This is a genomic window from Pontibacter fetidus (genome assembly GCF_010119545.1).
Classification (GTDB): domain Bacteria; phylum Bacteroidota; class Bacteroidia; order Cytophagales; family Hymenobacteraceae; genus Pontibacter; species Pontibacter fetidus.
In genome coordinates, this window is the sequence record NZ_JAAEAA010000014.1 from 77,888 (window position 1) to 103,365 (window position 25,478).

Annotated in this window: 21 protein-coding genes and 2 tRNA genes; 5 read left to right on the plus strand and 18 right to left on the minus strand. The window is 45.7% G+C overall.

The window, feature by feature from the left end; genetic code table 11:
- Nucleotides 1–8 precede the first annotated feature (8 nt).
- Nucleotides 9–473, plus strand: coding sequence for a GNAT family N-acetyltransferase (locus GWO68_RS11925; protein WP_162346677.1), 465 nt, complete (start codon nt 9–11; stop codon nt 471–473).
- A gap of 336 nt (nt 474–809) precedes the next feature.
- On the opposite strand, the gene GWO68_RS11930 is transcribed toward GWO68_RS11925, so the two are convergent.
- The 6 genes from GWO68_RS11930 to GWO68_RS11955 all read right to left on the minus strand — a co-directional run bounded on the left by GWO68_RS11930 (nt 810) and on the right by GWO68_RS11955 (nt 8,244).
- Nucleotides 810–1,097, minus strand: coding sequence for a putative quinol monooxygenase (locus GWO68_RS11930; protein WP_162346678.1), 288 nt, complete (start codon nt 1,095–1,097; stop codon nt 810–812).
- Nucleotides 1,098–1,392: 295 nt separating this feature from the next.
- Nucleotides 1,393–3,312 (minus strand): RecQ family ATP-dependent DNA helicase, encoded by a 1,920-nt coding sequence (locus GWO68_RS11935; protein WP_162346679.1) that lies wholly within the window; start codon nt 3,310–3,312, stop codon nt 1,393–1,395.
- A gap of 860 nt (nt 3,313–4,172) precedes the next feature.
- A complete protein-coding gene (locus GWO68_RS11940; RefSeq protein WP_162346680.1) occupies nt 4,173–4,985 on the minus strand; it encodes a transporter in 813 nt (270 codons plus the stop codon).
- A 132-nt stretch (nt 4,986–5,117) separates the two neighbouring features.
- Nucleotides 5,118–5,906: a hypothetical protein gene (locus GWO68_RS11945; protein WP_162346681.1), complete on the minus strand. Its 789-nt coding sequence runs from the start codon at nt 5,904–5,906 to the stop codon at nt 5,118–5,120.
- Between the two features lie 446 nt (nt 5,907–6,352).
- Complete coding sequence (locus GWO68_RS11950) at nt 6,353–7,024, minus strand: ABC transporter ATP-binding protein (protein ID WP_162346682.1); 672 nt, start codon at nt 7,022–7,024, stop codon at nt 6,353–6,355.
- 143 nt (nt 7,025–7,167) lie between these two features.
- Nucleotides 7,168–8,244 (minus strand): AI-2E family transporter, encoded by a 1,077-nt coding sequence (locus GWO68_RS11955; protein WP_162346683.1) that lies wholly within the window; start codon nt 8,242–8,244, stop codon nt 7,168–7,170.
- Nucleotides 8,245–8,428: 184 nt separating this feature from the next.
- Between GWO68_RS11955 and sucC the strand changes: the two genes are divergently transcribed.
- Complete coding sequence (sucC, locus tag GWO68_RS11960) at nt 8,429–9,631, plus strand: ADP-forming succinate--CoA ligase subunit beta (RefSeq protein ID WP_162346684.1); 1,203 nt, start codon at nt 8,429–8,431, stop codon at nt 9,629–9,631.
- A gap of 330 nt (nt 9,632–9,961) precedes the next feature.
- Here sucC and GWO68_RS11965 read toward each other — a convergent pair whose 3' ends face one another.
- From GWO68_RS11965 to GWO68_RS12005, 9 genes are all read right to left on the minus strand, one after another.
- Nucleotides 9,962–10,858 (minus strand): DUF5777 family beta-barrel protein, encoded by an 897-nt coding sequence (locus GWO68_RS11965; RefSeq protein WP_162346685.1) that lies wholly within the window; start codon nt 10,856–10,858, stop codon nt 9,962–9,964.
- A 68-nt stretch (nt 10,859–10,926) separates the two neighbouring features.
- Nucleotides 10,927–11,484 (minus strand): YceI family protein, encoded by a 558-nt coding sequence (locus GWO68_RS11970; RefSeq protein ID WP_162346686.1) that lies wholly within the window; start codon nt 11,482–11,484, stop codon nt 10,927–10,929.
- A gap of 29 nt (nt 11,485–11,513) precedes the next feature.
- Complete coding sequence (locus GWO68_RS11975; protein WP_162346687.1) at nt 11,514–11,933, minus strand: OB-fold protein; 420 nt, start codon at nt 11,931–11,933, stop codon at nt 11,514–11,516.
- 6 nt (nt 11,934–11,939) lie between these two features.
- Nucleotides 11,940–12,335, minus strand: a complete 396-nt coding sequence (locus GWO68_RS11980; RefSeq protein WP_162346688.1) for a c-type cytochrome — start codon at nt 12,333–12,335, stop codon at nt 11,940–11,942.
- Nucleotides 12,336–12,354: 19 nt separating this feature from the next.
- Nucleotides 12,355–13,077 carry a c-type cytochrome domain-containing protein gene (locus tag GWO68_RS11985; RefSeq protein ID WP_162346689.1) on the minus strand — a complete coding sequence of 241 codons (723 nt, stop codon included), beginning with the start codon at nt 13,075–13,077 and terminating at the stop codon, nt 12,355–12,357.
- 797 nt (nt 13,078–13,874) lie between these two features.
- On the minus strand, nt 13,875–14,642 hold the full coding sequence (locus GWO68_RS11990) for a LytR/AlgR family response regulator transcription factor (protein WP_162346690.1): 768 nt from the start codon (nt 14,640–14,642) through the stop codon (nt 13,875–13,877).
- The gene (locus GWO68_RS11995) at nt 14,623–17,532 is read right to left on the minus strand and encodes a sensor histidine kinase (RefSeq protein ID WP_162346691.1); all 2,910 of its coding nucleotides are present in this window, start codon (nt 17,530–17,532) and stop codon (nt 14,623–14,625) included. Before GWO68_RS11995 ends, GWO68_RS11990 begins: the two co-directional genes overlap by 20 nt.
- Before the next feature lie 3 nt (nt 17,533–17,535).
- On the minus strand, nt 17,536–18,168 hold the full coding sequence (locus tag GWO68_RS12000; RefSeq protein ID WP_235942040.1) for a YceI family protein: 633 nt from the start codon (nt 18,166–18,168) through the stop codon (nt 17,536–17,538).
- Between the two features lie 136 nt (nt 18,169–18,304).
- Nucleotides 18,305–18,721 (minus strand): organic hydroperoxide resistance protein, encoded by a 417-nt coding sequence (locus GWO68_RS12005; RefSeq protein WP_162346693.1) that lies wholly within the window; start codon nt 18,719–18,721, stop codon nt 18,305–18,307.
- Nucleotides 18,722–18,893: 172 nt separating this feature from the next.
- Between GWO68_RS12005 and GWO68_RS12010 the strand changes: the two genes are divergently transcribed.
- Both GWO68_RS12010 and GWO68_RS12015 read left to right on the plus strand, forming a co-directional pair.
- Nucleotides 18,894–18,967, plus strand: a tRNA-Arg gene (locus tag GWO68_RS12010).
- A 500-nt stretch (nt 18,968–19,467) separates the two neighbouring features.
- Nucleotides 19,468–19,544 (plus strand) — tRNA-Pro (locus GWO68_RS12015).
- Between the two features lie 56 nt (nt 19,545–19,600).
- On the opposite strand, the gene GWO68_RS12020 is transcribed toward GWO68_RS12015, so the two are convergent.
- Together GWO68_RS12020 and GWO68_RS12025 are read right to left on the minus strand one after the other, a co-directional pair.
- Nucleotides 19,601–20,728 carry a PepSY-associated TM helix domain-containing protein gene (locus GWO68_RS12020; protein ID WP_162346694.1) on the minus strand — a complete coding sequence of 376 codons (1,128 nt, stop codon included), beginning with the start codon at nt 20,726–20,728 and terminating at the stop codon, nt 19,601–19,603.
- Between the two features lie 74 nt (nt 20,729–20,802).
- Nucleotides 20,803–23,145, minus strand: a complete 2,343-nt coding sequence (locus GWO68_RS12025) for a TonB-dependent siderophore receptor (protein ID WP_162346695.1) — start codon at nt 23,143–23,145, stop codon at nt 20,803–20,805.
- A 207-nt stretch (nt 23,146–23,352) separates the two neighbouring features.
- On the opposite strand from GWO68_RS12025, the gene GWO68_RS12030 reads away from it, so the two are divergent.
- The gene (locus tag GWO68_RS12030; protein ID WP_162346696.1) at nt 23,353–23,649 is read left to right on the plus strand and encodes a sll1863 family stress response protein; all 297 of its coding nucleotides are present in this window, start codon (nt 23,353–23,355) and stop codon (nt 23,647–23,649) included.
- Nucleotides 23,650–23,731: 82 nt separating this feature from the next.
- Here GWO68_RS12030 and paaN read toward each other — a convergent pair whose 3' ends face one another.
- Nucleotides 23,732–25,405, minus strand: coding sequence for a phenylacetic acid degradation protein PaaN (paaN, locus tag GWO68_RS12035; protein WP_162346697.1), 1,674 nt, complete (start codon nt 25,403–25,405; stop codon nt 23,732–23,734).
- Nucleotides 25,406–25,478 lie beyond the last annotated feature (73 nt).

A 25,478-nucleotide genomic window follows, 5' to 3' on the forward strand; every position in this document is an offset into this window, starting at 1 on the left:
AACACCTTATGATCGTAAAAGCGTTACCGGAAGATATTGATGATTTGTTTCCGTTGTGGCTCGAGCTGATGCAGCATCACCAGGGGCATCATAAGGTTTTTAAATGCAAGCCTCACCACGAAAAACAACTGAAATCCGAATTCCTGACCCGCATCCGGGAGAAAGGCACACAGGTATTTGCCTACGAGCAAGCCGGCGAGTGGGTGGACATGCTGATCTGTACTATAAAACAAGGTGTAAACGGATTTGAACTTAACCGCAAGGGCTATATTGCTGAAACTATAATCAAACACAACTATAGAGGTAAGGGCATTGGTAAAGAAATGTTTGAAGCTGCCCGTAACTGGCTGCAGGACAACGGTGCCGACCACATTGAACTACAGGTATCTGAAAAAAATACGGCCGCCCTCAAATTTTGGGAGAATCAGGGATTTACGCCTGTTACCAGACATATGGTGCTGGTGCTACCGTAGGTTATGGGTTATAAAAACGAAGTACAACCACTGTATACTGGTGGTTGTACCCGTTTAGCTCCTTTTGCCCTCTACCTCAAAAGGAGTGTATGTTTGCAGCTTGCACGTAAGGCGCTGATTTACTCCTCTCGTCTTAATCTCTTTATAACTTTATGTGTTAAATGCTTTCAGTGTTTAAAAGATGCTGTTAGTGTTACAAGGTTTCAGGTTTACGCTGTGGTTTCTGTGCTATAGTTTAAACTGCCCGCAGGATACTTTGTTTTATTTTTCGCTTTCAGCAGACACCTTGCATCTACTTTATTAACAATCTTTATTTCAAATAGTTACAAGTTTAACTCACAAATCTATTGTATGATAATAGCGTAAATTGGGCGGGCTAGATAAAAAGCGGATCAATTTGCGCAACATGCCGTTCCGGGTGCAGAAATCAAGGTACTTCCGGTGATGCTCCTGCGATTCCCAGTCTTCCACCATTAATAAAGACGTAGGCTCTTTTTCATCCTGAAGCAATTTACTGTTCAGGCAGCCTTTGTAAACGAGGGCATCAGGTATAACTTCCTGTAAAAAAGCTTTGGCTTCGTCTATTGCTTCTTCCCGGATGCGGGTTTCTAAAATAACTTTCATAGCCATTGCTTTATGTGTTTCGGTTGGTGTGTTGCTATACCTGCTTCATTCCGTTTGAACTTCCTGCTAAGTAGATATACGTACTGTGTAAAAATCACTTATTCTTTACTTTTTATTTTAGCAAAAACAATATTTTTTATGGCGAAAGTATAATTTATAAGAGTTTTTAATTCTGGACAGATTGTTTGCAACACCTCTTAACCCTATCATTTATAACATGTTAAGTAACAAAAACTATAACTACACACAGGTACAGTTCAGTGATTTAAGATGGCGATTAGTTATAGGGCTACAACTACAGTTCAGCATTTAATTTCTGCAATTGCCCGGCGGTGTTATACGTAATTTCACCAACGTCCAGCAGTTCGCGTACAAGCGATGTTATAGTTTCGGCTACGTTGGGTTCGAACTGCTGCACCAGTTCTTTGGGCATACTTGGTTTATGCTGTAGCAGGGCAAGCACTTTATGGCGCAAGGCTAGCAGTTCTTTTTTTTTGCGTTCTTTCTTACGCTGTGCCAGGCAATAGTCGCATATGCGGCAGCTTTGGTCTGATAGCTCGTTAAAATAAGCCAGTAACAGCTGAGTGCGGCAACGGTTGGTATTCTCTACGTATCTGCCCATTTCTTTTACCTGCAGCAGGGCCCGGCCGCGCAGTTCGTCCAGCTTTTTATGGTTCAGGGGCAGGTTATGGGCATCCTGTCGGGGCTTTGTAAACAGCAGTTGAGGCGCATCGTGCTGGGGCTCGTAAACTATCACCTGTAACTTATGCAGGTACTCTAATTTTCGGCGCACTTCCTGTTCCGGTTTTTTAAGGTACTCGGCCAGTTTGCGCTCCGATATTTTTATAAAATTGGTAAATACCTCGCCTCCGTACACCCTCAATATCAGTTGCAATAAGCTGTCATGTTCCGGGTTCATCACCTGAAACTCGTAAAGCGCGGTGTTATTAAGCTGTACAAAAAGCCTGGACGGTGAATAATAGCCTTCGCTGAGTTGCAGGTACCCCTCTCCCTCCAGTCGTTTTATGGCATGGTGCACTTCCAGGGGCTTCAGTTTATAGTTATTGGCAAAATCGGCCAGCTCAAAATCGAAACTGCTCATGGCACCGCTGCCCACGGCCAACTGGTAATAGTTTGCAAGGCACTGGTACACCCTCCGGATAAGCTCCAGGGGCGGGTGCGCTTCTTCTACTTTTTTATGCAGATCGGCTACATCGCTGGGGCCATAAAGTATAACCGCATAACTATATTTCTCGTCGCGGCCCGCCCGTCCGGCTTCCTGGTAATACGCTTCCAGGCTCTCCGGCAGATCCAGGTGCACCACCAGGCGCACGTCCGGTTTATCAATCCCCATCCCGAAGGCATTGGTGGCTACCATTACCCGTACTTTGTCGTCAATCCATAGTTGCTGGGCTTTGCTGCGCTCCTCAAACTTTAAACCTGCATGGTATGCCGCCGCTGCAATGTTCCGGCTCTGCAAAAACCGGGCTATCTCCACGGTTTGCCGCCTGCTTCGTACATACACTATACTTTGCCCGGGCATGCGTTGCAATATCTCCAGCAACCGGCCTACTTTATCTTCGGTAGGAAGGCAGGAATACGACAGGTTGTAACGGGCAAAGCTTTTTACAAATACATTTGGCTGCTTAAATCTCAGCTTTTCCTGGATGTCTTGGCGAACATGCTCGGTTGCTGTAGCGGTTAATGCCAGTACAGGTACACCTGGTAAAAGCTCACGAAGGTCTGCCAGTTGCAGATAAGGTGGCCTGAAATCGTAACCCCACTGCGAGATACAATGTGCTTCATCTACGGCCAGCAGATTCACTTTCATCCGCTTCACCCGCTCCTGGAAAATATCTGTCAGCAAACGCTCCGGGGACAAATACAGAAATTTGATATTACCATACACACAGTTGTCCAGGGCAATATCAATCTCCCGGCGGTTCATGCCGGAGTAAACAGCCACTGCCGTAATGCCCCGCTTTTTAAGCTGCTCTACCTGGTCTTTCATCAGGGCAATAAGTGGCGTAACAACCAGACAAATCCCATCCTTCGCCATTGCCGGCACCTGGAAACAGATGGATTTACCACCACCAGTAGGCAATAAGGCCAGTGTATCTTTCCCATCCAGCACCGACTGCACAATATCCTCCTGCAACGGCCTGAATTGGTCGTAACCCCAGTAGGTTTTAAGAATATGGTGGATGTCTTGCAAGGGGTGGATGTTTATTTAGCGAAGATAAAGTTTTGGGAAGAGAAGTCAGAATATTTTAAAGATTTGTCACTTCGACGTCAGGAGAAATCTAAGTTCTATAGTTGGTTCTATATTTCTATCGTCTTTCCGAGCGTTAGCCGAGGAATCTTATATGTCCTATAGTTGACATTACTTGCTATCTGAACCAAGCTATCCTTTCAAATTCCCTACAATCCTGGGAGCTCTACCTACCCATCGTTTCATCCCTAGCTTTGGTGCCCTCACGGCCGGGAGGCCCCGCCTTCGGGCATCGTGCTGCTGCCTTCTTGCTATCCTCGTTCCTCGGATTGGCTCACGCCACCGCAACAAGTCAAAGGTACTCAACCCAAAGACTGTGATCTTTCTACTATTACGCGCTAACTATAGCTTAAACCGATAAGCTTCGAGATTGATCATGACTATAATTCTGTAGGGACAGGTCGCGACCTGTCCGCCTCGTGGACTGTAACTATAAAACCATAAATCCAACTATAGCAAAGGCTTAAACTCCCTCTCCTTTTAGGAGAGGGCTGGGGTGAGGTAAAACAGCACCTATGAAACTGTAACACTAACTATAAACAAGGCAGAAACTCCCCTCTTGAGAGGGGTTAGGGGTGTGTTACTCCCCTCTTGTTTTTAGGTGAAGGCTAGGGTGAGGTAAAAAGCTCCCCGCCTCGGACTTCAGAGAACGAGAGTTCGAAAGTAGTGGGTGTAGTTTGAAGGGCTGGGTGATTGGGCTTCAGAAACTATAAAACTATACTTTAAACTATAACAACAGCAGCAACTCTCCTTCCAAGTGTGGCAAAGGTTGGGTTAACACATTATCTAAAAACTATAGCCTACTATCTGGGTAACCTGACACTAATACCGGTTGTTACAAAATATTCAGGATACGGGGAATTGATGGTAGTGCCTGCGGCCAGATCTAACTGTAAATTTGGTAAGACCAGAAATGTTATGCCAGTATCAGCAGAATGAATCGCTTTTTCACCATCTATTTTGTCTCCAAAGACCTCACCAAACGCGCCAATTCTATCATTTAATGCCATACATAAACTTACAGAATAGCTTTTAACTGCATTACCATCTTCCCAGCCATAAGCCAGGTTATGGCTCAGGTCTAATTGATCTGTAAGAGAATTTTTAAACAACAGTCGCAGATTGGGCTCCGGATTTTCAGGAGTGAAAGCGTCATGTCCTACCGGTAGCGTTATCATTGTCATGAATGCAGTTTGTGGCCTGAAACCACTCTCCTCCCAAAACTTTACTTTTGCACCAATGGTTAATGGCCCAAATCCATTTACGTTGGTCTTTGCATTTTCCTCAACTATAAAATTTTGGTAAGTACCTTCCGCACGCACTTCTATTCCTTTCAAGAGTCCAATCCTAAGCAAAGTGGTTGGATAAGCGGTGTAAATCCTTTCAGTATTACCAGCGGTAGCTTTCTCGAAGTAAAATCCAGTTTCCAGTTGAAAAGAACGGGCAGCAACTATAGAGGCACTCTCTGTCTGGTCCGGGCGATCGGTTTCGAGGTCAGGTTTTGTAGTCTGGTTTACCTGTTGGCTAAAAGCATGCTGCGCTAAAAAGATAAATACAGTTGTTACGATACACTGCTTAACACGAAATAAAATTAGAGTAACGGTATAGTTCATCATTTGCTTTTTACACTACATTACGAATGTTTAGACAAATGTTTTAAAATATTTTAGACTTTCCTAAATTTAAAATTAAATATATAAAAAAGCCTGCTTCTTTTGAAGCAGGCTTTCCTGAAATATAAGTGCTTATTAAGCTGCTGCCGACTGTCCGTCTTCGCGCTCTTCAATTACTTTTTTAAGTTTATCAATTGCCTGGGCAGCCCGTTCCTCATCAAAACGGTTTATGTTTAATAACATTTTCGTTTTCTCCTGGCGCGTAATTACCGGGTTATTCAGCAGTCTGATAATTTCTTCTTTCTGCTTAGCCGAAGCATAACGCACGCTGGTTGAAGGAGCTTCTGCTACTTCCTTATCAGCTGTAGCTGCGGTTTCAGCGGCACGCATAGTTGCTTTTTTCTCGGTTGGCACAGCAGGGCTCTTAGCTGCTTTTGCAGGCTCGTTGCCGCTATAGTCCATCTCCTCTGCAGGGGTTGGTTCATAACCAGCCGCTCTGATGATCCAGGCCAGAATGTTACGATATGCTTTACCAATGGCTCGTGTCTGCGCCATACTTGCAATCGCAAATTCCTGATAGTATTTTTTACCCTGCTCTTTGTTAGAACAGATCGCAAAACCAGCCCCAACTACCAACTGGCTACGCAGGTCCAGCAGGTTAACTTTTGCCTGGTATTTTATTTCATCATCCGTGCTTATATTCACCACATGTTCCACTACAGGAAGTATACCTAAACGCGAACCGGCATACTGCCAGCCTTCTACGTTCACATACTCTTTACCCTGAATGTTCTGGTATAGTCTGTTCTCTTTAATGAACTTCGCCAGGTCTACCGCCAGATGCATGGTTTCATCCGACTTCGCAATGTCATAACTCTCGACCTTAGGCTTCTGTACTTTTAAGTCTTTACTTGGTTGATTCATCTCTATTAGCTTTGTTTGTTTAAGTACAATATCTAAACACAATGCCTACAGAAATGGTGCAAAAAAAGCAAAAAATTATGTAATTTATATTACTGATTATCAGCTAGTTACAAAGTATTTTCTAAAATTTTTAGTACCATTACTAAAGCTGTGCAAGCTTTGGCTAAAAGAGAAAAGGGTAAGAGGTATTTACGGAAGTAAGAGAGAATGAGTTTGGGAGTTTGGGAGTTAGAAAGGTATAAGTTAGAAAGTTAGAAAGGTAGAAAGTTAGAAAGTTATAGACCTAGCAGCGTGCGCAGCTCCTGCTAGCGTCTATAGTTGATCAACAAAACCATACTGTAGAAACGCAATACCTTGCGTCTTATACTTAAGTAGCTAAACTATAGCTGAATCGATAGCTAACAATTTAACCTTCAACAATCTAACAATTAACAAACAGCAATCAACTACCTTTCAGAGAATACTTCCTGCACGATGAGACCGTCTTTCATAACCAGGGTGCGGTCGGCCATGCTGGCCAGTTGCTCGTTGTGGGTTACTATAACAAAGGTCTGGTTAAACTCGTCGCGTAGCTTAAAGAAGATGTCGTGAAGCTCCTGGGCATTTTTAGAGTCGAGGTTACCGCTTGGTTCATCCGCAAAAATCACTTCCGGCGAATTGATAAGGGCACGCGCTACTGCGGTACGTTGCTGTTCCCCACCCGACATTTCAGATGGCTTATGATCGAGTCTGTGCGACAGGTTCAGCATCATCAGCAACTCTTTCGCGCGTTCAATCACTTCTTTTTCAGGGCGGCCAGCTAAAAAGCCCGGTAAGCAAACATTCTCAACGGCAGTAAATTCGGGTAGCAGGTTATGGAACTGGAAAATAAAACCAATATGCCTGTTACGGAATTTGGCCAGGTCGGTGGCGTTGTACTTCGCAATGTTCTTCCCTTCAAACAACACTTCCCCGGAGTCAGCATTATCCAAGGTACCTAAGATGTGCAGCAGCGTACTTTTACCAGCCCCGGATGCCCCAACTATAGATACCACTTCGCCGGTACCAATGGTCAGATCTATACCTTTCAGAACCTCGAGTTTACCGTATTTTTTATGAATGTTAGATACCTGCAGCACGTAAATAAAAGTATAGGAATGAAAAGAAATATTGCCTGCTCCAAAGCTACAAAATTTTGTTGGATTAGAGATTGCCTATGTCGCTATAATGCGCAGTATAGCCAGTGGTTTAACATATCCTGGTCGTGAGCCATACTTTATACTTATGCCTGTGTAACTGTATTTTCAGGCTCTTGTGGTTCCTTTTCGAGCACGTCTTTTACATAGAGCTCATTTATAACAACTATAGTTACGGCAAGCAACGGAGCAGCCAGCAGCAAACCTATAGCCCCCATCAGCATACCCAGCAACACCTGCGAAAAGAGCAGCAACGCAGGCGGTAAATGGACGGTTTTCTGGAATATGAGCGGCGTAATTACATAAGTTTCCACCATCTGAATAGCCCCATAAACCAGCAGCGCATATAACGCCAGTTGCGGGCTTACTGTTAAACCAACCAAACCAGCCGGCACTGTAGCCAGCCATGGACCGATGGTCGGTACAAAGGCAAACAAAAAAGAGATAAAAGCCAACGCAAGCGCCAGTGGCAAACCTACCAAACTATAGCCAATGGCTGTGCTTACACCAATTACCGTCATAGCAAGCAGCATGGCCAGCAACCATAGTTTAAGTGTGGTGTAGCATTTGCCCAGCACTTCCAGCACGCGGGTGCGCTGCCTCACCGGGAAAAGCTTTGTAAAACCTATAGTATAGAGCTTCGGATTTGAAGCCAGGAACAGCGCTGTTACAATTACTATAACTATATCGGCGAGCACACTTAAAGTAGTAGAGAAAACAGAAGACACTTTAGAGAAAATACTCTTTGGTGCAGGCAATAGCTCGCTCATATCGTCAGGCACTTTGTTGATGAGTTTCTTACCCAGCCCAAAACTTTGCAGCCATGTTTGTACTTTGTCTACAGAACCGGGTATAGTTTGCTGCATTTCCTGCACCTGCTTGCTAACAGTAGGTGCAATAAGTATAAAAACGCCTATCAAAGTCCCGAAAAAAAGTATGACCGCCAGCAGCAAAGCCAGCCCATGGTTTACATGTAATTTACGTTCGAACCACTCGGCAATGCCACTAAACAATACGGAAAGCAGTATACCGGCAAAAACCAGCAGAAAAAAATACCCGTACTGCCCCAGCATATAAAATGCAGTAGTAATTAGCAGTACAATTAAAGTTGCAGTGGCTACACGTTTCGGGAAACCAGAGGCATCAGAATGAGGTACACCCATCAGGTATAGTATCTAGGTTTTTCAAGTATAAACTGTTCACTGTATGCTTTATACTTGTTGCCCCGATAACAGTTATACTTTAGATAAAATACGCGCTGGCAACAGGCTTCAATATTTTAAAAATCCATTACTTGAATATCATCTTCAAAAGGCGTACTTTCGTGCGTCCATTAAAACTGAAAGCATGAACATACACGAATATCAGGGTAAAGACATTTTAAAGCGCTACGGCGTGCGCGTACAGGAAGGTATTGTGGCTGAAACGCCGGACCAGGCTGTGAAAGCTGCCATGAAACTTACCGAAGAAACAGGTACAGGTTGGCACGTAATTAAAGCACAGATACATGCGGGTGGCCGTGGTAAAGGTGGTGGCGTAAAGCTGGCAAAAGACCTTGACCAGGTTAAAAAGCTTGCAGGCGAAATACTTGGCATGACGCTGGTAACGCACCAGACCGGCCCTGAAGGTAAACTGGTACAGAAAGTATTGGTAGCACAGGACGTTTATTATCCGGGTGAGTCGCAGCCAAAAGAGTTTTACCTGAGCATCCTGCTTGACCGCGCAAAAGGTCAGAACGTGATCATGGCATCTACTGAAGGTGGTATGGACATTGAAGAAGTAGCAGAAAAAACTCCTGAGAAGATCATTAAAGAGTGGATCGACCCGGCTGTTGGGCTGCGTCCGTTCCAGGCTAATAAAATTGCTTTCGCATTTGGTTTAGAAGGCGAAGCTTTCAAAGAGATGGTTAAATTCATCACCAGCCTGTACAAAGCATATCTTGAGTCTGATGCTGCTATGTTCGAGATCAACCCTGTTCTGAAAACATCAGACAACAAGATACTTGCCGTAGATGCGAAAGTTGACTTAGACGATAACGCCTTGTTCCGTCACAAAGACCTGGCTGCCCTGCGCGATATTACCGAAGAAGATCCGTTGGAAGTGGAAGCTAGCGCATCGCACCTGAACTATGTAAAGCTGGACGGAAACGTAGGCTGTATGGTAAACGGTGCTGGTCTTGCCATGGCAACGATGGATATCATTAAGCTTTCTGGCGGTGAGCCTGCTAACTTCCTTGACGTAGGTGGTGGGGCAAACGCACAGACAGTAGAAGCTGGTTTCCGCATTATCCTGAAAGACCCGAACGTAAAAGCCATCCTGATCAACATTTTTGGTGGTATAGTTCGTTGCGACCGTGTTGCAAATGGTGTGGTTGAGGCTTACAAAAACATCGGTGACATCAACGTTCCGATCATTGTTCGTCTGCAGGGTACAAACGCTGAAGAAGGTGCCCGCATCATCGACGAGTCTGGCCTGAAAGTTTACTCTGCCGTAGCCCTGAAAGAAGCTGCTGAAAAAGTAAAGCAGGTTTTAGCTGAAGTTGGAGCGTAGTTTCCTAAACTATAAAAACAGAAAAGGCTGCCAGTTTTGGCAGCCTTTTCTGTTTTTATAGTTTAGGAGTTAAAGAGTTTATGAAGTACGAAGGTTTAACTTAAAAGCCCCTTACTTGCGGATAGCGAATAAGGGCAGGAATTTATAATTTAGGTATAGTATAAACAAAAACAAAGAAGGCCATCTACTGACAGCCTTCTCTGATCAACAAAACAACAACACTGTGTATTCTCTTTATCTTTAAACTATCCAAGACGCGACAAATTGCTTATCCACATTTCTGACTTCGCAAACTTTCTAGCTTACACTTTTCTAACTTACCAACTAAACTCAGCTTTCTAACTTTTTAGGTTTTTTGATGGTGAAGACACGCGAAACATTGAAGCCGAAGTGTACATCGCCTTTGCCCCAGTCACCTATCGTTTCAGTCATAAAGCCGGGCTCTATCATAGATGTGGAGTTGGTAAAATGCAGCTGAAATACGTGACCGCCCGTCTCAATATCAAAGCCTATGGCCAATGAGTTTTTCCGGTCGGTGGGCAACTGGTCTGGCAAGGCATAATAATATTCTGCATTTATAGCTATCCGTTTTGTTATCTTCTGGCGGGCAGCTGCACCAACCAGAATCACATCGTGCGTGTCTTCGGAAGCAGGTACCAGGTTACGGTGAACTAAAGTTGGCATAAACTGCAGCGTGGTACTTTCGCTAAATTTACGGCCAACTATAAGCTGGTGGGTATATTCTAACCTGGAGCTGAAATAGTTCTCGCGCTCGGGCTGCTGCCATTCAATCGTCTTTAAATACACCCCCGAAAGTATAGCCAGCGAAATGGGCATTGTTTTTTTCCCGGAGCTTTGGCGCAGCAATTTATACTTTGCAAAACCGTCGTACACTTTGTTGTGCGAACTACGCCCTACCCCAATCATTAGCCTGTCGGTTATGCCATAGTCCAACCCAATTCTGATACTTGCCTGGTCCAGCCCGAAAAGGTTGTAAGCGCCGGTATTCAACATCCCGAAGCGGTGCGATATTTTCATGTCCAACACGCCACCGGCCACATTCTCCAGCGAGTGCCCGTTTATAACACGGGTGGTTTTAAAACTGGCTTTCGCGTATTCGGTGGTCTCTTCCTCCTCCCCCAACAACGATAACAGGTCGTCCTGGGCAAAGGCGGAACTATAGGCCAGCAAACAAAGCAGCAGCAAGGCAAGTTTAAGTTTCTTCATGGTCTCAAGTACAAGTTTGGGCAGCGATCAGGGTGGTAAGGCTGCCCGTTAACCAATTAGGAGGTTTGTTAGCTTTTCAGGGGCTCGTAGTTTATGTCTACCGTTACTTTTATCTGTTTGGCAATTTTCTCGCGCACCAGGTTGGGTATGGTAATTTTATAGTCTTCGGGAGCCAGGTTAAAGGTAGAGGCAGCATTTACCACGCCGTTTTTCACAACTATAGTTCCGGGCGCTTCTACGGGTTTGGTTACGCCATGCAAGGTCAGGTTGCCTTTAACAGTTACTTTATAAGTACCGTCCTTTTTAAAATTCACATCTCCAATGTTAGCAATAGCCCCAGAAAAACTGGCTTTCGGAAATTTACCAGACTCTACATAGTTCTCGTTAAAGTGTTCTTCCATCAGGGCCTTCTCAAACTGAAAAGCTTTCATCAGCACCGCAAATTCCATTTTCCCTGTCTTCGTATCGATCACGCTGGTTGTGGTTTTGTTGTGCGCTTCAATGTCCTCCATCGGGGTAGATGAGAAGAAGGAGATCTTACCGGTTTTAGTAAAAAACTTATCCTGGGCCTGAGCAGCGGTGACCAGTAAAATCAGCAACAGGGTGTTAAAAATGACTTTTTTCATGGAGCTTATAGTTAGTTTATAGTTTGAGATTATCCTTTTTTGGTTACAACACAGCGGATCAGTACCACATCCATCAGTACGCCTGTGCACACGCCTTTCACCGTTACTTCATCGCCTGCTTTCACATTTGCCGCGCTTTCTGCATCGGTTTTCGGTATCGTACAGATTACCCCAGACATAGCATTGTTTGCATCCAGCGTCAGGTTAATGTTGCCTTCTTCGTCGGGAACCATCGTTTTTACTTTGCCACGTACAGCTACAACTTTGTCGAGGTATTTCTGGTTGGCGGCAGCTTCGTCGGTGGTAAATTCCTGTAGCAAAACAGGCGCTGCTACTGCAAAATCAGATTCGGCGGAGGCTGTGTCGCGGTGCGGTTTGTTGTAAAGCAGCACAGCGGCCACAATACCGATCACAGCAACTGAGAGCACTATAAGGAGTATCTTTTTCATATTTTATTAATTGTTGGGTGCGCCGGCTTCTACCCAGGCTTTTATCTGGTTTATAGTGCATGCCGGCAACTGCGAAGCGCCCTGCGGCATAGGCGTAAACCCACTAGCATGCAACACCGCACCCACCAACCGGCCATTTTTTGCTACCACCGAAGCTCCCGCATACGAAGCCAGATCGATGCCTCCGTTGCCAGCTGCACCTGTATGGCAAACCACACAGTTCCGCTTAAAAACTGGCTGAATGGTCTGGCTGAAGGTTACATTTTCGGTTACACAAGGTGTATTCTGGTAAAGTTCTTCTTCCACGTCGTAATAACAGCTTTGCAGGGTGAAGGACAAAGCTATAAGCATCGGCAGCACAACTGCCTTTGGTACCAGTTTAACTATGCTGAAACGGTTCATACACTGTTTGTACTTGTCGTTAATTATTTGGAGCCCCGGCATTAACCCAGACCTTAATTTTATCAATATCGCATTGGGGTAGTTTGGCACCGCCCTGCGGCATTGGTACAAACCCACTTGCATGCGTAACAGCGCCCACTAACCTACCGCTTTTAGCTACTCCGGCTGCATCGGTATACAGTGTCAGGTTGATGCCGCCAGTTGGGGCTGTGCCACTATGGCAACCGGTGCAGTATTTGGCAAAAATTGGTTTTATAGTTCCGGAGAATGACACGTTAGTTGTGTTGCAGGCTGTGTTATCGGTGCAGGTCAGGTCTTTTGCGCCTTGTTGTATCCATTTTTTTATCAACCCGATCTGCGCTGTGCTTAACCTCGGACGTGGGGCTTTGGGCATGCGTTCGTCTTCATCGTCTTCCGTTATCATTTCATATACTTCGCTATCTTCCGGGTCGCCAGGCTTAATGTCGCCGGTACGCATTACACTTTCATAATCCGTCAGCTGCACACCATCCTGTTTTGTAGTGGCATCGTGGCAACCGCTAACCGCACAGTTCGACACAAGTATTGGCAGTACATCCCGCTGAAAATACACTACATCAGGGTCGCAGTTGCCCGCCCCCGGATCTGTAGGGTCGGTAGGCTCCTCTGTTCCCAGGGGTTCCGGCACCTCGTGCTTACAGCCAACTATAGTTATAGCCAACAGTAAGTACAATAGCATCAGGGGTAGTACACGGGGTCTCATTTCAGTTATGTGGTGTTAGCTATTGTCAGGGTTAATGCTCTGTTTCTGCATCTAAATAACGGTATAAATTAAAAGTTTGCCAGCTAATATTACTGAACCGGGATATTTACTTACCGAACCGGAATGCTTGTGACCTGAATGGGTTAGGTGAATGCTTTAGGGGATGTACTGACTGGGTATTAAAGTGATGTTTAACTATAGCGTTGCGGGATTCGGTAGTAGTGTATGGTTTGTATAATTCTATCTGAACTCTGCATAGTGTTGCTATAACACACCCCTGCCCCTCTCAAGAGGGGAATTTCTGCCTTACCAATTTTTAAACTATAGTTCTATAGTTACAGTCCATCCACGGACAGGTCGCGACCTGTCCCTACGAAAATACTACCACGATCAATTGCAGAGCTTACCAGTTTAAGCTATAGTTAAGCGGTTAATAGCAGAAAGATCGCAGTCTTTGGGTTGAGCGCCTTGTGAATATCTGGTGCCGCAGGCATTGCGAGGTAACGAGCAAAAGAGATTCGCACAGCGCGATGCCCAAAGACGGGGCCTCCCGGCCGTGAGGGCACCAAAGCCAAAGATGAAACTATTAGTGAGTAGAGCTCCCAGGAATACAGATTGTTTGAAAGGATAGCTTAGCTACAGATAGCTTCAACTATAAGCTAAAACAGATTTCTCCCTTCGTCGAAATAATAACGGTGTAACTATAGTAGAGAGGCGCCCAGGAACAAAACCAGGATCCTCGACTAACTAAAACTATACACGCTGGCAAATCAGAAATTATAAAAAATTACAACAACCTACTTCCCTACTAACCATTGTTTAAAAGCCGCGGCACGTTCGGTACTGACGATGGTTTCGTGATCGGAGGCGGGATGGAGATCGATTCGGACTCTGGCTTTAGAGTAACTATACATCGCATCGATAGCTTTAATGTTGATGATGAACTGCCTGTTGATGCGGAAGAATTGCGACGGGTCTAAAATGTCTTCTACTTCATCCAGGTTCTGATCGATGGGCCAGCGCTTTCCTTCAAAAGTGCAGACATGTGTCATTCTTTCCTGTGTATAAAAATAAGCGACATCGGCAATTTCTACGGTTTTAAGGTGCTGCCCGAATTTGATGACTAGCCGTTTCTGGTAAGCTGGTTTAGCGTTTGGCTGCAGCGCCTGTAACAGTAAACTATAGTCTACAGCAGGTCCGGAAGTTTTACTTCGTGTTTTTTTAAACTTTTCGAGGCTTTGGGCCAGTTCCTGCAGTTTTATGGGTTTTAGCAGGTAGTCAATGCTGTTAAGCTTAAAGGCATCTAGGGCAAACTGATCGTAGGCGGTGGTAAAAATGACTGGTACTTCTACGTTCGTTTGCCTGAATATCTCGAAACTGGAGCCGTCGGCTAACTGAATATCCGAAAGAATGAGGTCGGGTTGTGCATGGTTATTAAGCCAGTCGACGGTGCTTTCAATGCTGTCCGTTACACCAAGTATCCGGATGGTGGAGTCTAGTTGTAACAGCATTTTGCTGATGCGGCTGGCTGCAGCGGCTTCGTCCTCAATTATTAATACGTTCATTTTCTGCCTGATCTAATAACGGTATACTTACGGTAAAATACTCCTGTGTCTGGTCAACTTTAATAGGGCGGGCACCCAGCAAATGGTAACGGCTCCGTATGTTCTGCAACCCAATTTTAGTTGATAGTTCGGGGGTTTGCTTTGGCTGGCAATTGTTCTGCACCACCACATATTCACCCTGTACAAAAACAGATACAAACAACGGCCTGGCCTTCGAGATAATGTTGTGTTTGATGGCATTCTCGAGTAGCAGTTGCAAGGTGAGTGGCGCTACATATTTTGTTAAGGCACTATCCGGCACATTTATAATTACCTGCAGGTTGTCGCGGTACCGTTGCTGTTGCAGAAAGGCATAATCCCTAATTAAGTCTAGTTCTTCCTGTAAGGAAATCAGGTTCTTTTCGCGTAGTGTCAGCATTACCCTGAAAAAGTCTGAGAGCCGCTCTACATATACTACTGCTGCATCCGGGTCTTCTTCTATAGTTGATATCAGCGTATTAAAACTGTTGAACAGGAAATGCGGATTTACCTGGCTTTTCAGGGTCTCGAACTGGAACATGACCTTGTCTTTTTCCTGGCGCTCTGTTTCGCGCAGCCGCTTTTCACGCCCTTTTATAAACAGGTATAAGCCTGCCATTACTCCCATAAAAGTGAAGGTATAAAACCAATACGTTCGCCAGAAAGGAGGCCGAATCTCGAAACTATAGTTTACCGTTTCAACGCCCGAAAAATCAGCAGTAGCCGACGATGCAACCTTAAATGTGTACTTGCCCGGGGCCAGGTTAGGATAGGTAATGGTATAGTTGCGGGAGTTTGTCCAGTTGCGGTCGTAGCCTTCCAGTTTTACGCGGTAAGTAACATCTTCGGGGTTCTGAAACCACAGGCCGGTATACTCAAAAGTTAAATGATTATTATCGTAGCTAAACGTATGGTCTTGTTGGTTAAGCACTGATTTGAAGAAAACCTGTACATCCTGCAAACGCGTGTTGGGCCTGAATTGCTTCGGCGAAAAAGCGGGATTGTAACAGATAAGCCCGTTTTGTGTGCCAAACCATACCTGTCCGTCTGTAGCAGAACTTACCACATTCAGGTTGGGGTCGGGATTGCTGATGCCGGCATCTTTACCATAGAAAAGCACTGTGCCGGTTTCAGGATGCAGCACATCCAGCCCAGACCTGTTCATTAGTAATATATTCCCCAGTTTGTCAGCGGCGATAGAGGTAATGTTCAGGTCGTACAAGCCATCTTTTAAACTATAGTTCCGGAAGGTTTTACCATCAAATTTACAGACACCGAAATTAAGCGTACTAAACCAGATGTTGCCTTTTTTATCTTCGGTAATAGAGTAAACGGTTTTGCCCTGCATGCCTTCTTTTTCGGAGAAGTTGGTAAATTTTCCGTTTTGCAGCATGGTAAGCCCGCGGCCGTCGGTGGCAAACCATACCCGGTTTTTACTGTCTATAAATGCCTGGTAAATGTAGTTTATGCCAAGGCCGTTTTGTTGCGTATAGTTCTGGAAAGTATAAACCGGCGCATCTGAGTTCCCGTTTGTTTTTACAGTGCATTTCGATACTCCCCCCAGCGTAGCCAGCCATAGTTCGTTGTCTTTACCGGTTATGCCCAGCACGTTCTCATTTACCAGGCCATCGCTTACGCTTATCTGTTTATAGTTGCCGGTTGCCGGGTTAAGGTGCAGCAAGCCCTGCCCCATGGTACCAATCCAAATAAAGCCCCACTTATCTTCGTACAGACTCACAACCTGAAATTTATTCCGGTTGCTGAGGTAAACCTGGGTAGGTGCATTTTCTGGTTTCCGGAATAAGCCTTCGTCGGTTGCAAACCAAATGCTTTTATCGCGGGCGGCCAGTACGCTGTGTATTGTCTGCTGCTGTAGTTCAGGTATAGTGCTGATGGCCGGATTTGCACGCAGCACAGTGGGTGAATTTGTCGCGAGCCACAGGTGGCCTTCCTGGTCGTGTAGCAGGTCTGTTACTTTTAGCTTGGCCGTTTCAGAATTAAGTGTGCGTATATGATTGCCATCTGCGGGCATCCACAACACCCCTTTGCTGTCAGTACCTATCCACAGGCCATTTTGGTGAGGCAATAGCTTGGTTATGCTGCCATAGTTCCAGTTTCGGGCTGCCTCCGGAATGGTTATCTTACCGGTTTTAAGATCATAACTGCAAACACCGGCACTCTGCATCCCAATCCACACGGTTCCGTTAGGCAGGCTTTTTACGGCGGTTACAATGTTATCCGGCAGGCCATTTCCGGAGCTTAGTACATCTATAGTTGGCTTTCTATTTTTCAGGGTAATAAGGGCAATGCCACGGTCAGTACCAACCCAGATGCGGCCCTTCTTGTCTTCGGTTAAGGTATAGGTATAGTCGTCGGGGAGGCCATGTTTTGCGCTGAGGTGGTAAAAACGGTTGCCTTTGCCATAGTATATTCCCTGCCCATATGTGGCCACCCACAAGGTTTGGTCTGTGCCCTGTAGTATAGCTGCAATGGGGGTGTTAATGTGCTTGCCCGACGGGATGACCGTAACAAGTTGCTGGTTTTTTTTGCGGGCTAACAGGCCGTTTTCGTAGCCAACCCATAGTTGCTGTTGTGCATCTTCGTAAATAGCAGACACAGCCGGTGCATTGGCAGCTTTGCCCGGAACAGGAAAAAACTGGTAAGAGGTACCCGTATAGCGTAATAGACCTAGCGACGTGCCCAGCCAGGTATACCCCTGTTTGTCTTGCAGCAGGTGTTTTACTTTTGCCGGCTGGTTATTATACTCAACTTCAGTGGTATTAAAATGCAGCGATTGCCCCAGCGCAGTTACCTGTAAAAGTACAGGCAGCACAAGTGCAACTATAAGTTTAGCCCACCGGTTGCGTTTCATGGGTTACTTCTGCTGAGGGGTTAGTGTGGCGTTAATTTCTACACTTATCTCTTCGGCAATTTTCTGATACACAATTTTAGGGATGGTGATGTTGTGCTCCTGCAGCGGAACTATAAACTCTGACTGAATGGTAATAATGCCCCCTTTTATAGTTAATGCAGATTTGATGATGCGCTCCACCTCTACCCCGTGCACCGCTAATTTGCCTTTCGCCCGTACTGTGTAGGTACCGTCTTTGCTGAAATCGACAGGCTCTATAATTTTACCGGCAAAGGTGCAGTTTGGGTAGCGCGTGCTTTCCATGTAATTTTCATTGAAATGCTCGCGTTGCAGCGCACTGTTAAACCCCTCAAACGACTCATTGGCTACCGAGAAAGCGAATGTCTGGTCATCGGTTTTAATAAGGCCTTTTAACTTAGCAGAGCTTGCCTCGATCAGTTCCAGGGGAGCTTCAGACTTAAAATGGATGCGCCCTTCTTTAATACGGTATAGTTGCGCGACAGGCCGATAGAATGTATAGCCTGCACTCAACAGCAAAGCTGCACTGCAAATAATCCACCACAAGATTTTATTTGATTGCATCAGCTGCCCTTTTAAAGTATAAAACGTGCCCGCAACCCTATTTCGTGCAAGCATAAAGCCAGTAAAAATAACAAAATTTCTGATGCTCAAAAGTATAAAAAAGCGAAAGCCACCCCATCAGGCAGCTCCCGCTTTAAAATAGCTTAGTATAAAAACTTTCTAACTTTCTAACTTTCTAACTTTCTAACTCCTACACTACCTCAAGCTGCACTTCTACGTTACCCTGCACTCCAATAGAGTACGGGCAAACCTGGTGTGCTTCATCTACTAATTGCCGGGCCTTTTCTTTATCCATGCCTTTCAAGTCTACTTCCAGTTTCACACCTAGGCCATAGGCGCCTTCATCCGATTTCAGCAGATCTACGTGAGCTTTAACTGTAGCTGCAGGGTCTAACCGTTCGTGGTGTTTGCCTGCTACCAATAGCAATGCACTCTGGAAACATGCCGCATAGCCGGCTGCAAACAGTTGTTCGGGGTTTGTTTTTCCTTTTTCGCCGCCCAACCCTTCAGGCAACGACAAGGGCATATCCAACACGCCATCTGATGAGGTTACATGGCCCCTGCGGCCGCCTGTGGCAGTTACTTCTGCCGTATACACTCTTTTCATAGTTTATAATTTGTGGTTATAGTTCAGGTAATACTAACAGCACTTTTAAAAGTAATGTTTTGCAAGACAGGACAATAGTGTGCAAACCCAACTATAACCCGAAACTATCTGGTACATTTTTATAGGGAATGTTTCCTTTTATCAGCATTGTTTCTATTTTTGCACACGTCCTGCACCCGTAGTTCAACTGGATAGAATATCGGATTTCGGCTCCGAGGGTTAGGGGTTCGAATCCTCTCGGGTGCACATTTTAGAGAAAGCCATACTTCATAGTGTGGCTTTTTTCATTTTAGGCCCTATAGTTTATAAGCCGAACCTGGAGTACGAAGGCGTAACCGAACAAACTATAACAACGCCTTTATTGCCTGCCAAAAATTAAGTAGCTGTGTGTCTGTTGCAAAACTATACCTGATTTGCCACAAACGAATGGCCAACCTGCCTGTCGCTACCTCGGAACATACATCTAAAAAGGATCATCTACCAGAGTGCTTGCATCGGCGGGATCTTTATCTTTAAACTACAGGCAGTAGGCACTACACTAAGAACGACTACAACATCAGCATTTTTAACTGGGATGATAAATAAATTTGCGGTGCTGGGTTTCTGCATAACCACTGACGACGAGCTAAAACAAACCGGGTTTTGGTTATTTTTCTGGTGTTTAATAGCTGTTTATACGCAAGCCGCTGGTAAAATTGAAAGGTGTTGCCTTTTTAGTTACCATCTTATATTTTGCGTTTCAATTTCGGGGTGTAGCGTAGCCTGGTATCGCGCCAGCATGGGGTGCTGGAGGTCGTGGGTTCGAATCCCGCCACTCCGACCAAATAAAAAGCACTACCAATTAAGGCAGTGCTTTTTATGCAAACTTTAGAAGCTACCTTATCTGTTCACGGCATTATAAGCCTGTCCGTTCTTCTTCTTTTTGCTTGTACGGTTGCGCCATATTATAATACCACTTATCCAAAGTATAGCTGGCATCAGCCCGCTAACGAACCATACTATACGCGTAAACCAACCACCGATTTCCCCGAAATGGATGGGCACAAACCAGTTGCGGGTAAGCCGGTGACCAGCCGGTGCCGTATGTGGCTCGTATGCAAACAAGACCTTACCTGTATACTGATCAACGTACACCTGGGGCCTGTATTCGGGTCCGGCATCTATTTCTGCGGCATTCACAACAGAAAAATAAACCCTGTCGGCACTATCCTTCGGCATGATGAGGTTTCGCTTATGGTAGCCGGGATACATGGTATCCATCATATCCAGGGCCTGCCCTATTGTTACCTCCGGCAAGTCTGTGCGGTACGTGGATTTTATCTTTGTAACATCCGGTGTTGGTTCATTGGTGCTGGTAACATAATCTACAACTACCTGTACCTGCTCTGAAAAAGCAAAATATACACCAGTTATGCTTACCAGTAAAAGCGGGATGATAAAGTAAAAGCCAAACACTTTGTGCACATCGTAATTGCGGCGTTTAAAGCTGGCATTAGGTTTTAAGCGCAGGCCTTCTTTCAGCTGTTTCTTTTTATGAGGCAACCATAAGTAAAACCCCGACGAAAGTAAAACAACAGCTAGCAGCAACGAACTGATACCTGTTATAGTAGAGCCAACCTCCCCTATCGTGAGCTGCCGGTGAATTTCCAGCACGTCTTCCAGCACGCCGCGGCGCTTGGCCATTTCGCCCAGATACGCACCTGTAGCCCCATCATAAAATACGAACTCATTTTTACCTTCAACCTTTACGATATAATTCTCGAGTTCGCGCAGCGGGAAAAGTATCGTCGAAACCTCGCCTCCAAACTGTGCTTCGGCTTTGGCAACTATAGTTCTGGCATCTATAACCTTTACATCCGGGGCAGTGCTTTGGTATAGTTCCGGGTATAAAAGTGCCGTAAGCTCTGGCTGGAAAACATAAACCGAACCTGTAATGCCAACTATAGAAAGTATAGCACCAGCTGTAAGGCCTATCCAAAGGTGCAGTTGCAGGATCAGTTTTCTCATGTGGTATGTAAACAAACCGGCGGCACAGCCAAAGCTATGCCGCCAGATTTTAGCAAAACTATAGTTTATCCAGGTTAAAAGCGAACCCCAATGGTACCCTGCACACTTATTGGTGCACCCGGCATAATAGCTGTCGCCGACTGTGAGCCATCATAATATTTCAGGTTTGTCAGGTTCTTCACATTTATAGCGGCGTGGTATTTATGGTTATCGTAGTAAATGGTGCCATCGTAGCGGGTGTAGCCTGGCAACCTGAAGCTGTCAGTGGCATCAACGGGTCTGTCGCCAAAACTGGTAAAGCCACCGCCAATGCCAAGGCCTTTTAGCAGGCCATCCTGCAGTTCGTATGTAGCCCAAAGGCTGCCGCTGTGCTTGCTAACGCCCCTGAAAGCTGTGCCCACCATTTTCTCGTCTGTATCTTCTGTAACGCGGGCATCTGTGTAACTATAGGTTGCGATCAGGTTAAGGCCGGCTAGAACTTCGCCGGTCACGTCGGCTTCAATACCTTCGCTGCGCACTTCGCCAACCTGTATGCTATAGGCCGCATCTGTAGGGTCAGTAACCGGTACATTACTGCGCGTTATGTTAAAGTATGCTGCTTTTACATTTATTTTGTCATTCAGCAGCCCAGATTTCAGACCACCTTCCAGCAAATGAGACGTTACTGGATCAAACGATTCGCCATCTTTGGTACGGCCAACTTCCGGCTGAAAACCTTTAGACCAGTTACCATAAACTGATAGTGGGCCAACTACTTCTGCCAGAAAGCCGATGCGCGGGTTAAAAGCGGTGTTGCGCTGGGTTGTAGTTACCTCCGAGAAGGTATTGGTTGTTTTATTTAGTTTTTTGCTTACTTTTTCAAGGTCCCACACATCGTAACGCGCCCCGAACAATAACTTAAAGCGCTGTGCAATAGAAAGGAAATCCTGCATATACACACCGTATAGTTGTGTTTTGTCGCGGTAATCGTCGCCGAAAGTAAGCTTGGTTGGCTTTGGTTTGCTGTTATACTTTGGGTTAAAAACGTTCAGGGTGTCGTAGTTGCCACGGTTATACCAGATATCAAACATAGAGCTGGCTACTTCTAAACCAACTACTGTTTTGTGTTCCAGTGCTGCACCAGTTTTAAACGTAGCGTATAGTTCGTTCTGAGTTGCAAAGTTGCGCTCAAAGTTATATTGGTCCTGCAGGCGGCGCGTTACTTTAGAGTTGGTATCGTCGTTTTTAGGAATACCGGCAAACTCCACTACTTTTCGCTCCTCTGATGAATAGGTAAAGTTAGAGGCATGACGCAAACTAAAAATATCGTTAAAGCGGTGTTGCAGGTTATACTGCACCAGGCGGTTCTGATGTCTGCCCACATTATCTGGTTCGCCGATTGAGCGGTTAGCTGGTACGTCGGCAATTATTTTATTAAAGGCAACTATACCCCTGTCTGATGCCTGGTCGTGGTCCAGGTATTCGGCTTCTAAGGTAAGGGAGGTTCTGTCAGAGAAATCGTAGGTTAAGGCTGGCGCTACAAAGAAACGTTTGGTGCTTACAAAATCACGGTACGTATCGCCTTTCTCAAACACGGCATTCATTCTATATTTCAGGGTTTTTTCCTCGTTAAGGGCACCGCCAAAATCTATAGCCGGACGGTACTGGCCAAAGCTGTTAGCGGTTAACTGAATATCATGGAAAGTAAAGGCCGTAGGTTTCTTGGTTGTGATGTTTACCATACCACCCGGGTCGCTTACACCATATAATACAGATGCAGGTCCCTTCATTACCTCAAGTTGCTGAATGTTGGCCGTCTCGCGGAACGTACGCACGCTGTTACGGAAACCGTTCTTAAAGATACTTTCGGTACTTGTTCTGAACCCACGTATCTGGAAGATGTCGGTACGGCCACCAAATCCGGTTTCCATGGTTACGCCACTTACATTGCGCATGGCATCATCCAGGCGGATAACCTGCATCTGGTCCATGGCGCGGCGCGAAATGATCTGCACAGATTGTGGTACCGACTTTAGCGGAGCTTCCATTTTAGTAGCTGTTGACCCGATCGGCTGCACAAACTCCCCGCTTCTGCTGGTAGTAACCACCACTTCGCTAAGGGCTGTTGCGCTTGATGGCAACAGGAAATACTCGGTTAACGTGGAACCACTTACTACAACTACACTTCGTTTTAATGTGGTGTAACCTACCCCGGCCGCTACAAGTGTATAAGTACCCGGCGCTACCGCTTTTATCACATATTTACCTTCTTCGTCGGTGGTGGTGCCAAGGGTAGTACCTTCCAGGGCAACACTTATACCCAGCAGGGGTTCATTTCTTTCAGATACTATTCGCCCCTCTATACGACCCAGACTTTGCGCCAAGGTTATGTGGGTAACAAACAGAAAAACTATTACAGCTGACAGGCTTCGGAACATGATGTAGAGCTTATACTTATTTAGATTAATTCTAATAAGACGCAAAAGTAAGCAGTGCTCGCTTAATCACAAACCTTTATTTAGACTTTCTCTAAATAATAACAGAAATCATTTTTTGAACACTGTTATAGTTTAGGTATATCCTTTTCGGCATTTGGCAAGTATGTAGGAAATACACACGCAATCAGCATAAACTTATTTACTTATATGGATACTTATAACCTGAAACCCGAACATATGCGCGCTCCTGATAATCTGACTCGCGAAGAGATACAGAAAAGCCTGGATGAACTGGATGGGAAAATAAAAACGTTGCGGGCCAAAGTAAATGCCACCACTGCAGACTCGAACCACACGTACCACGAACACATTGCCGCCCTTGAGAAAAAACGCGAACTGATAGCCAATAAACTAAACGACACCGAAGATACCCAGGACAAATGGCACAACCTGCGCAGCGGCCTTGATACCCTTAAAAACGAAATCGAAAACCTGTTTAAGTAAACTATAGCTATAGTTTGTAACGACCAGAAAACAAAAAGCCCGGCTACTTGCAGCAGCCGGGCTTTTTATAGTTTATAGTTGCTTAGCCAACTACCGGCTCACGGAAGCCAACCCAGGTAAAGCGCTTGATCACAAATTCTGGGTTTGTGAACGATGCGTTACCGGCCGGGTTACCGCCCGTTACGTGGAAGTCGGAGAAGCTCGCATTCTGGTTCACAAAAATACCACCTGTCAGGTTAAAGCTAACTGGCGTACCAGCAAGGCTCATTTCATCCATTATCTTCTCTTTCACAACCGGGTCTGTGGTATAAGCGCCGCACGAAATAGCACCATGCTCACGCGCCATGTCGCTGGCCAGTTCTATGCTCTGGTCTGTATCTTTTGTTTTGATGATTAGCATGATCGGGCCAAACAGTTCGCGGCTGTAGCTTTCCTTGTTGCTGGCCTCTACTTCGTAAATTACAGGCGAGCAGGTGCGCGCATTGGCAAACATCGGGTTACTGAAGTCGCAGGTAGTTAGTACGGCATTGCCACCTATAGTTGCTGCACCTTTCACACGCTCTGTCGTAGCCGGGTTTTGTATCGCGCCCAATATGTGCGGACCAGCTTTCGGGTTATTTACCAGGCCAGTTACTGCATCAGCAATTTTCTGAACCACCTCTTCGTAAGGCACAGTTTCGCCACCTACTTTAATGCCGCCTTCCGGGATAAAGAAGTTCTGCGGAGCCGTACACATCTGGCCGGAGTATAAGCTCACTGAAAATGCCAGGTTCTGCGCTACTTTATCCAGGTCATCTACCGAATCTAGAATAATTGAGTTAACCCCTGCTTTCTCCGTAAATACGGTTTTCCCTTTCAGGCTCTCGATATAGTTACCAAACTCTGTTCCGCCGGTATAGTCTATCAACTTAACCTTCGGGTTCTCAGCCAGTTCTTTGGTTATCAGTCTGTCGTCAGCATCCACGGCAAGCTGGCAGATATTCGGGTTCAGGCCATTTTCAGCTAACACCTTTTGTAATTCAGCTACCACTATAGCTATTGGCAATACGGCTTTAGGGTGCGGTTTAACTATAACCGGGTTACCCGTAACAAGGCTTGCATACATACCCGGCACCGTGTTCCATGTCGGGAAGGTAGAGCAACCAATTACCAGCGCTACGCCTTTAGGTACCGCTTTCCAGCTTTTATTCAGTTTCAGGTTATACTTGCCCATTGGCTTTTCCCATTCCGTGCTTTCCGGGAAACGGGTCTGCTCTTCGTAACCAGAGGCAATAGCTTCCAGGGCGCGGTCGGCGGCATGCGGACCTGATGCCTGAAACGACATCATATAGGCCTGGCCGGTAGTGTGCATGGTTGCATACGCTATCTCAAAAAAACGTGCTTTCATGCGCTCCAGCGATTCTACCAGGATAGCGGCACGGTCAGCAGGCTTTACTTTACGCCATTGGTGGTAGGCTTCTTCGGCGCGCGAAATCAGGGTCTCAGGGGCAAAAAAAGGATATTTTATGCCTAAAGGCTGCTGCTCGTAAGGCGATTCTTCCTGGCCGGCCCAGTTTTCCGGATTTTCCTGTAGCAGTTCGTCGAACTTATTGTCTAATCGGGATGTATACTTTTCGCGGCCTTCTTTGTCAGCATTTTCGCCATAAACTTCCGGCGACGGATTTTCGGGATAATGTGCAAAGAAAGTACGCTCGTGCAGGGCACGTACTGCGGTATCAAGTGTAGTTTGGTGTTTGCTTGCCAGATTAGTAGCCATAGTTTTCAGAGTTATGCTTTTAAAATGATTGGTTTTGATCCAACCTTGGAAAGTTACGTAAAAAAATATAAAG